At 65.3% G+C, this 9,389-nt stretch carries 5 protein-coding genes; 4 read left to right on the top strand and 1 reads right to left on the bottom strand.

The genetic code is table 11. The features are described from left to right. Positions 1 to 199: 199 nt before the first annotated feature. From ENJ19_00955 to ENJ19_00940, 4 genes are all read left to right on the top strand, one after another. Positions 200 to 823 carry a DUF938 domain-containing protein gene (locus ENJ19_00955; protein HHM04296.1) on the top strand — a complete coding sequence of 208 codons (624 nt, stop codon included), beginning with the start codon at positions 200 to 202 and terminating at the stop codon, positions 821 to 823. A 70-nt stretch (positions 824 to 893) separates the two neighbouring features. After that, on the top strand, positions 894 to 2,651 hold the full coding sequence (locus tag ENJ19_00950; protein ID HHM04295.1) for a chloride channel protein: 1,758 nt from the start codon (positions 894 to 896) through the stop codon (positions 2,649 to 2,651). A 54-nt stretch (positions 2,652 to 2,705) separates the two neighbouring features. Next, on the top strand, positions 2,706 to 3,131 hold the full coding sequence (gene hemJ / locus ENJ19_00945) for a protoporphyrinogen oxidase HemJ (GenBank protein ID HHM04294.1): 426 nt from the start codon (positions 2,706 to 2,708) through the stop codon (positions 3,129 to 3,131). 383 nt (positions 3,132 to 3,514) lie between these two features. Continuing rightward, on the top strand, positions 3,515 to 5,722 hold the full coding sequence (locus ENJ19_00940; GenBank protein ID HHM04293.1) for a primosomal protein N': 2,208 nt from the start codon (positions 3,515 to 3,517) through the stop codon (positions 5,720 to 5,722). Positions 5,723 to 5,920: 198 nt separating this feature from the next. On the opposite strand, the gene ENJ19_00935 is transcribed toward ENJ19_00940, so the two are convergent. Then, positions 5,921 to 8,773 carry a tandem-95 repeat protein gene (locus ENJ19_00935; GenBank protein HHM04292.1) on the bottom strand — a complete coding sequence of 951 codons (2,853 nt, stop codon included), beginning with the start codon at positions 8,771 to 8,773 and terminating at the stop codon, positions 5,921 to 5,923. Positions 8,774 to 9,389 lie beyond the last annotated feature (616 nt).

Genomic DNA, 9,389 nt, shown 5'->3' with positions numbered 1-9,389 from the left:
TGATGATCTCCTTGACTCGTGTTATGACTGAATGCCTGGGTCTCTCGCTGAGACCGCCACCGCAGCGGCGAACTCGGGGACCATGTTAGAGAACAGAGCAGCAGCGGGCAGTGCAGCACTCACGCACGCAGTGTGCGGTATTCACCTCCCGCCGCGCTATCATGGCTGTCACCAGCAACGCACTACAGAGATGTCCGCCATGACCAAATACCCGCCCAAACCCTTTTCAGAGGCCTGCGAGCGCAACAAGGCGCCTATTTTGGAGCTCTTGCGTGAGCTTTTCGCGGACCGGCGTGCGGTATTGGAAATCGGCAGCGGCACCGGTCAGCACGCCGTGCACTTCGCCGCCGCCCTGCCCCATTTGACCTGGCACGCGGCAGACTTGCCCCCGCACCATGAGGGTATCCGCGCCTGGCTGGAGGAGGCCGGTTTGCCCAACACCCGGGGTCCCTGGCCTCTTGATCTGAGAGGCAGCTGGCCGGAGGTGGAGGCAGACGCGGTGTTCAGCGCCAATGTATTGCATATCGTGTCCTGGGCGCTGGTGGAGAACTTTTTCGCCGGCGTGGGAGCGCGGCTGGACCGGGACGGCCTGTTGGCGGTATACGGTCCTTTCAACTACGACGGCCGCTTCACCAGTGACAGCAACGCGCGTTTCGAACAATGGCTCAAAGCGCGCGACCCTCTGAGCGGCATCCGCGACTTCGAGGCCGTCAACACCCTGGCGGCAAAGGCCGGCTTGGTTCTGGACCGCGACGTGGCCATGCCCGCCAACAACCGCCTGCTGCTGTGGCGCAAGCTTCCCGCCACCGCCGGCCGCACTTGATTCCACCCGGCTCAAGTCACCCCCACCCCGCGCACGATACACTGGCAACCCGTTAACCCTCTGTGGAGCCATGATCGACGCCCTCACCCAAGCCCTGCATGATGCGCTGCACCGCCTGCGCCTTCATCTGGCCGCCCCGCGGGCGCTCCTGGCGCTGGGCGTTATGGGGGTGCTTACCGGCGCCCTGGCCGCGCTGGTGATCATCGCCTTCCGCTTTGTGGTGGAAGGGACGCAAGGGCTGCTGTTGCCGGGGGGCGGCGCGGAAGACTATGAATCCCTGCCCGCCGTAGTGCGGCTGGCCCTGCCCATCGCCGGGGCGCTGTTGATCGGCCTTGTTTTCCAGTCCGCAGCCGCCGGCGCGCGCCAAGTGGGCGTGGTGCACGTGATGGAGCGATTGGCCTATTTCCAGGGCCGCCTGCCCTTCAAAAACGCCTTGCTGCAATTCGTGGGCGCGGGGCTGGCCATCATCAGCGGCCATTCCGTGGGGCGGGAAGGCCCCGGCGTACACCTGGGGGCGGCGGCCGGCAGCCTTCTGGGGCAGGGCCTGGAACTGCCCAACAACAGCCTGCGCACCCTGGTGGCCTGTGGTGTGGCCGCGGCCATCGCCGCTTCCTTTAACACCCCCCTGGCCGGGGTGGTGTTTTCCATGGAGGTGGTAATGATGGAATACACCGTGGCGGGTTTCGCCCCGGTGATCCTGGCCGCCGTCACCGCCACCACCCTACTGCATCTGGCATTCGGCAAGGAACACTTTCTCAGCGTGCCCACCGCCGAGCTGGGCACCACCGGCGAGCTGGCCCTGGTGGCCCTGCTGGGCCTGCTCACCGGCGTCCTGGCTGCCACCTACATCCAGCTGCTGCAATTCTTCTCCACCCAGGCCAGCGGGCGGCCCCTGTGGTGGCGTTTGACCCTGGCCGGGACAATCACCGGCCTGTGCGCCCTGCCGGCGCCAGAGATCATGGGCATCGGCTACGACACCTTGAGCGCCACCCTGCTGGGCCACTTGGGCGTGACGACCCTGGTCACCGTGCTGGTCCTTAAAATGCTCGCCACCACCGCCGGCATCGGCCTGGGCCTGCCCGGCGGACTGATCGGACCCACTCTGATCATTGGCGCCATGGCGGGTGCCTTGGCGGGCGCGGCCCTGGAATGGGCGGCACCGGGGGTGGTGGCCTCCCCGGCGATCTATGCCATGCTGGGCATGGTGGCCATGATGGGCGCCACGTTGCAGGCGCCGTTGGCGGCCCTTACCGCCATTTTGGAACTCACCGGCAATCCCAACCTGATCATGGCCGGCATGCTGGCGGTGATCATCGCCGACCTCACCAGCTTCCGCCTGTTTGGCAAAGATTCAGTGTTTTTGGAGCTGCTGCGGGCCCGGGGCATGGACTACCGCGCCGACCCCCTGACCCAGTCTTTGTGCCGCATCGGCGCCGCCGCCGCGATGAACCCCCGCCTGGCCGCCTGTCCCCAAACGCTCACCACGGCCGAGGCCCGGGCTGTGCTGGAACGGCAACCGCAGTGGCTGCTGGTGGACAGCGAGGGGGAGGAGCGCACTGCCCTGGCCGCCGCCGACCTGGCGCGCTGGCTCACCCAGCGCAGGCACAAGGAGCACGAGGTGGTGGACCTGCTGGCCCTGCCCGCCCGGCGTCTGCGCGCCCTGCCCATCGACCTGCGCGCCACCTTGCAGGAAGCCCACAGCCTGCTGGAGCAAAGCCAGGCCGACGCCCTCTACGTGCGCCAAACCACCGCCCCCCTGTTCAGCCGCGTCTACGGCCTGCTCACCCGGCAGGATATCGAGAGCGCTTATCGCCAGTCTCTTGGGTGAAAGCAGGGTTTTCAGTATCCTTGCCCCCTCCCTGCAAGCGGAAAGGACGGGATCATGGTCTGGGTCAAGGCCTTCCACATCATTTTCATGGTCACCTGGTTTGCCGGCTTGTTTTACCTGCCGCGCCTGTTCGTCTACCACGCCATGGCCGACGACGCCGTCAGCCTGGCGCGTTTCAAAATCATGGAGCGCAAGCTCTATTTCGGCATCATGACCCCCGGCGCCGTGCTCACCGTCCTGTTCGGCCTGTGGATGTTATTCGACTATGCCTGGACCGCCTATTCAGCCAGCGGCTGGCTGCATCTGAAAATGATGCTGGTGCTGGTGCTTATCGCCTACCACGTTTACAGTGGCAAACTGCTGGCGGACTTCAAGCATGACCGCAACCGCCACAGCCACGTGTTCTATCGCTGGTTCAACGAGTTACCTGTGCTGCTGCTCATTGTCATCGTGATCCTGGTGGCGGTGAAGCCGTTTTGAGGGTGCGGCGCTGCCGGGGAATGCGCGCCCTCATGCGCTGACAACTGGACAACGCCCTTGACATTTGCCGAACACCGACTAGCGCCCTCAAGATTTATGCACACGAGCGGGGGGGCCAGTCCGGGCCGCCCCCAAACTGCGACAAAACTTTGGCGGCGCACCGATCTGGTACATCAAGTGTCTGATTTTTATCGGTTTATTATTTCGAGCATTTTGTCACCAAAATAAGCTGGTGCCAGAAAATACGGGCCCCGGGCGCATTTACCGGCACGTTTTACACATAGTTATCCACAGCTTTTGTGGATAAACGGCAAAACCACGATGCAGCAATGACTTGGATGGCAATGTTCGTCTTCCAGCGCAGTTCACGCGCCTAAATTACCGTGGCCGATCCCACCCTCATTCTCAAACTCGCCGTGCCCACTCCGCTGCGGCGCCTGTTCGACTATCTGCCGCCGCCCGGCATCAAGCGGGACCAGCTCCAACCCGGCTGTCGTTTGCGGGTCCCTTTTGGACGCGGCCAGGCCGTGGCCGTGCTGGTGGCCCGGGGCGGGCACAGCGACATCGAGCCCCGGCGCCTGCGCCCCGCCGCGGCCTTGCTGGACAAGGCGCCCCTCATTCCCGACGAGCTGCTGCGCCTGGCCCGCTGGGCCGCCGACTACTACCATCATCCCGTCGGCGAGGTCTTCCAGCTCCTGCTGCCCGCCCCCTTGCGCAAGGGCCGCCCCGCCGTGCTGCCCGCGTCCCCGCTGCGCTGGCGGCTGAGCGACGCCGGTGCGGCAGTGAATCCGGACACCCTCAAGCGGGCGCCCCGCCAGGCGGCGCTTTTGAGCGCATTGGCCGCCCAACCCGGCCGGGGTCTTGACGAAAGTGCCTTGCGGGTGGCCGGGGGCGGGAGCTGGCGCAAGACCCTGGCCGGCTTGCGGGAGAAGGGCTGGATCGAGGCGGCGCCCCCGCCTGGCGGGGCGCCCCGGGCCGAAGTGGCGCCGACGGTGTCACTCAACGCCGAACAGGCCACGGCCGTGGCCGCCATCGAAGAGGCCGCCGGACGTTATCAAGCCTTTTTGCTTGACGGCGTTACCGGCAGCGGCAAAACGGAAGTCTATCTGCACGCCATCCGCCAGACCCTGGCGCAGGGAAAACAAGCGCTGGTGCTGGTGCCTGAAATCGCCCTCACACCCCAATTGCTGGCGCGCTTCAGCCAGCGCCTGCCTGGCCCGCCGGCGGTGTGGCACTCCGGTCTCTCCGAGCGTGAGCGCCTGGCCACCTGGCTGGGGGCGAAAAGTGGCGCGGCGGCGGTCATCATCGGCACCCGTTCCGCCGTTTTTCTGCCCCTGGCCAGGGCGGGCCTCATCATTCTGGACGAGGAACACGACCCCTCATTCAAACAACAGGACGGCTTCCGTTACCACGCCCGCGACGTGGCCGTGTGGCGCGCCCACCAACTGGGCATCCCCGTCGTGCTGGGCTCCGCCACCCCGGCCCTGGAAACCTTGCACAACGCCGCGCTGGGCCGCTACCGGCACCTGCGCCTGCCCCACCGGGCCGGGAATGCGCGCCCGCCGCGGCTGCGCCTGGCTGACATGCGCGGCCTGAACCCCGACAGTGTGCTTTCTCCCACGCTGCTCAAAGCCATGGACGAGCACCTGAGCAGCGGCAACCAGGTTCTGCTGTTCCTCAACCGCCGCGGCTACGCCCCGGTGCTGCTCTGCCCCCGCTGCGGCTGGCTGGCCCAGTGCCACCACTGCGATGCGCGCATGATTTATCACCACAGCGAGCAGCGCCTGCGCTGCCACCACTGTGGCGCCGGGCAACGCGCCCCCCGGCACTGCCCGAAGTGCGCCGGCGAAAAACTGAAACTGCTGGGCCATGGCACCGAACGGGTGGAAAGCGCCCTGGCGCAACACTTCCCCGGCACCCCTGTCGCCCGCATCGACCGTGACACCACGGCCCGCAAGGGCGAACTGGAGCGGGCGCTCAAAGCCGCCCACAGCGGCGCCGCCCGCATCCTGGTGGGCACCCAGATGCTGGCCAAGGGCCACCACCTGCCCGCCGTCACCCTGGCCGCCGTGCTCAACGCCGACCAGGGCCTGTTCGGCGCCGATTTTCGCGCCAGCGAACGCCTGGCCCAGCTCATCGTCCAAGTGGCCGGCCGGGCCGGGCGCGGCGAGCAGACCGGTGAAGTGATCATCCAAACCTACCACAGCGACCATCCCCTGCTGCGCACCCTGCTCACCCAGGGCTATGGCGCCTACGCCCAGGCGGCCCTGGACGAGCGCCGCCTGGCCGCGCTGGCGCCTTTTTCATACCTGGCCCTGCTGCGCGCCGAAGCCCCCGGCACGCAAGCACCCATGCGCTTTTTACAAGCCGCGGCAGATCTGGGGCGGCATGCGCCAGTCACCCTGCTCGGTCCGGTCCCCGCTCCCATGGAAAAACGCGCCGGGCGGTACCGCGCGCAATTGTTGCTGCAGGCGGAGCTGCGGCCCGTACTGCACCGCTTTCTCCGTCAGTGGTTGCCGGAAGTGGAAGCGCTTCCCCTGGGACGCAAAGTGCGCTGGTCCCTGGACGTGGATCCCGGGGACATGCTCTAGTTCGCGTTTCTCATCAGATGGACGGACCCGGCAGCGCGTGCCGGGCCCTCGGATACAAACCATGACGTTGGCCGATCAACCGGGTCCGACACGGCGAATCCCCGCACCATCCCTTTGAAAAGGGGGGCGCAGGCGGATGCGCCAGCGCGCTTGCAAAGCCATCCGCGGCCGGGAGTGGCCGCGCTTATCCTGACCGCCTCAAAATTCCGCCCGGAAACCGAACTCGATGGTGGAATTACGCATATTGGCCTGGCCCAACACCGCCTCGTAGCTCAGAAAGAAGGCTTTGCCGCCCGCCGTTACCGCCGATACATTGGCGCCAAGATTGAAGTAATCCCGATCCGGATTGTCAGTGGTGAGCGTGAAGCTGCCCGCCCCCGGTGCATTGGCAAAGCGGGCCCGGATGTCGCGGCTGTCGTCACTGTATTCGTGCTCCCACTCCGCGTGCAGCGCCGGCACCAGCACCCCCCAGCGCAGGCTGTGGGTGCGGGACAGCCGCAGCGCCAGGGCCGTGGTGAGGGAGCGCACGGTCTGCTCATCCACCGCCAGGGCAAAGCCGGAACCGCCCGATTCCGTGTAGGCGTCCACCGTGGCGGCCACGTATTCCAGCCGGGCATAGGGGCTGAGCAGCACGCTGCCCAGGTGGTAGTCGGCGCCGAAGTTCACGGCCCCACCGTACTGACTGCCGTCGGGCTTGCCCGTAGCCACGGTGTTGACACCGGAGAACACGATAGTACGGTTCAGCTCGTAGTCGCTTTGGGCCACGCTCAACATCCAATCCAGATAGAACCGCTCGGACTGGTAATAACTGCCGTACACCGACAAACTGGTGGAGCGGGTGTCCAGCTCACCGGCGTTGACGTCGAAATCCGCGCTGCCGGCGGCGTAGCCCAGGGCACCGCCCATGAAGAAGCGGTCGCTGAAACGGTAGTCCATCCCCAGCGTCACGCCCTGGGTGCTGAAGTCGAAGCCCACCTCGCGGCCGGTGGTGGCTTTTTCACCCAGATTGATGCGGCCGTTCACGAACACACCGAAACGCGGGCTGGGCGTCACCGCCGCATCCCCGTCATCGGCAGCCTGCTGCTGCAAAGCGGCCTGGGCCAGCGCCCCCAGGGGCACGCTGGTACCGGTGATGGCCAGGCGCAACCGGCTCAGGGACAACAGGCCCAGACCGCCGCCGCGCAGCTCCAGCATCCGCGCTTTCACATTGGCAAGCTGGGTAGTGGTGGCCTCCACCGACTGGGTGCCCATGGAATGGAGCTGGTCCGGCACCAGCTGGTCCAGGGCGTTTGTCTGGTCGGAAGACGACATGCCGGCAATGGCCGCACAGTGCTGCGCCAGCTCACCCGTCTCCACCGCCGCACAAACCCCATCCATCACCTGCGCCACCGCCAGTTGCTGGTCCGTCAGCCCGGGCAGCGAAGCAAGATCGGTGGGCGTCGCCGTTTGCGCGGCGGTGCTCACTGACACGCTCACTGTGCCCGTGGCGGTCCTCCCGCTGCCATCACGGATGGTGTAGTCGAAGCTGTCCACCCCGGCGAAACCCGGCCTGGGGGTATAGATCACCGTGCCGTCCGTGTTCAAGGCGGCGGTCCCGTTTCGGGGCGTGCCGATGGCCTCAACCGCCGCGGCGCCATTGTTGCTTTCGATGAGGTCAATGACCACGGCCTGGCCGCTCCGGGCGTTGGCGTTTACCGTGCTTGCAATGAAGCCGGCCGTTATGGTTACCGTTACAGTGCCCGTCGCATTTTGTCCGTCGCCGTCGCTGACGGTGTAATCGAAACTGTCTTTGCCGGTAAAATCAGCCTTGGGTGTGTACGTCACCGTGCCATCGCTCTTCAATACAGCGGTTCCGTTTTGGGGTGGTGACGCGATCACCGCAGCCACGGCGCCACTGTTGCTGGCCACGAGATCAATCACCACCGGCTTGCCGCTGGTGGTGTTGACGGCCAGCGGCTTGGCGACGAAGCCGGCTGAGACGGTAACGGTTACCGTGGCGCTGTCCGAGCCGCTGGTGGTGCTCACCCGGTACACGAAACTGTCGGTGCCGACGAAGCTGGCATTGGGCGTGTAGCTGATGCCGCCGGTGCCTATGCTTGCTGTGCCATTGGCAGGCTGGGTCACGCTGTCCAGCGACAGTGGCAGGCCCTGCCCGTTGTCGTTTTCCAGTACGGGAATCAGCACGTCAGTACCGGGCGGGGTGACGGCGTTGTCGTCATTGGCGACGGGCGGGGGCGGGGCGGGGACCGTGACGTTGACCGATACGGTGGCAGCGTCACCAAACCCCAAAGCATTCCGGATTGTGTACCCAAACGAATCCGGGCCCGTATAACCCGGCTTGGGGCGGTAAGTGATCGTGTTGTCCGGGTTCACCTCCGCCGTCCCATTGGCCGGCGGCGGACTGATGGACCGTTCTACGCTCAGGGGCGAATTTTGCGGGTCGCTGTCGTTCAACAACACATCGATTGCAATCGCGGTGTTCATGGGGGTGGTGTTGCCCGGATCATCCGCCGCGTTGGGGGCTTGTCCGGCGCGGGTGGTGATGGACGCCGAACCGCCACCGCACGATGGTGAGCAGCCCAAGGTAAACGTCAAATTGCTGTTACCCGCCGGGGGCGTCCACGTGAATGTCACTGTAACGGCTTGCCCGGGAAGGACATCGCTGCAAAACCACAAGCCGTCCCACGCACAACCCGTCGAATTCATGGCAGGCATGCTTTGGGGCGTCAGGGAAGTCCCGCTGCTGTCTCTGATGTCCACCGACAAAAATTCCGGCGCACCGGTTGCCGAATTACTCGACACGGTGAGGCTGTACGTCACCGGTGAGCCCAGCAGCACAGGGTCGCCGGATTGGGTCAGGCTGGCCACACTCAAATCCGCCCGTGCCATCCCGGCCATTGTGATCAAACCCAGGAACAAGGCCGCCAGTGACAAGCACGTGTTCAAGCCCTTGCGCGTCCTTGGCGTTTGAACAGGCGCGGCCTCCCTCCCAGCGCGATCTACCTTGCCCAGCCGGCGGCTCAGCCGGCGCTGATGATGGCGAGTGGCCATGATGATCCTCCCAAGTCGCTGTTGATGTCCCAGGCCCTGACAGTCCCACGAGTGTACCGTGTTGCTGTTCAGTTCCAAACGGCGTTTGAAGCACTCATACCCCTTTACCTCAGGGTCAGGGTGAGGGTGAAACGCCTGACGAGCGCACCAAGCTGCACGTGACCACCCTCATCCCTGGCGCTCCCCTGCAAGGGGAAAACGCCCCATCTTTGAGCACCATCCGTTGGAATACCCTTATGCGCCCTTGCGGCCACGGCGCCCAGGGCAGACTGTTGGCAAGCCTATGGGGACGAATACCCGCTGTCACGGGAATAGTTACATTTGCCTTGTGAAAAAGGGGGCTCGCCGGCGAGAGATGTTCTGTTGGATGTGCCACAGGCAAACCGTGGTTCCACCGACGGCCCGTTCAGACCCGCTCCAGCATACTGCCTGACCGACGCCGTGGCAAAAGTTTTGGGCGCCCCGCTGAATATTATTAACCCGGCAATCAAACAGGTCGTCCTGACCTGTTTGATTGCCGCCCGCGAAATACGGGCGCCATTGTGCGAAATGGCTGGTATTTCGCGGGCTCGCATTGACTTGCGCCAATGGCGGCACATCCCTGTGCCGCGCTATT

The sequence above is a fragment of the Gammaproteobacteria bacterium genome (assembly GCA_011375345.1).
Taxonomy (GTDB): Bacteria; Pseudomonadota; Gammaproteobacteria; order DRLM01; family DRLM01; genus DRLM01.
This window is presented reverse-complemented; position numbering and strand designations above follow the sequence as displayed.

Excerpts from the sequence above, each read along its gene's own strand:
- ENJ19_00955 (HHM04296.1), top strand. The coding sequence starts at position 200 with ATGACCAAATACCCGCCCAAACCCTTTTCAGAGGCCTGCGAGCGCAAC.
- ENJ19_00950 (HHM04295.1), top strand. The coding sequence starts at position 894 with ATGATCGACGCCCTCACCCAAGCCCTGCATGATGCGCTGCACCGCCTG.
- hemJ (HHM04294.1), top strand. The coding sequence starts at position 2,706 with ATGGTCTGGGTCAAGGCCTTCCACATCATTTTCATGGTCACCTGGTTT.
- ENJ19_00935 (HHM04292.1), bottom strand. The coding sequence starts at position 8,773 with ATGGCCACTCGCCATCATCAGCGCCGGCTGAGCCGCCGGCTGGGCAAG.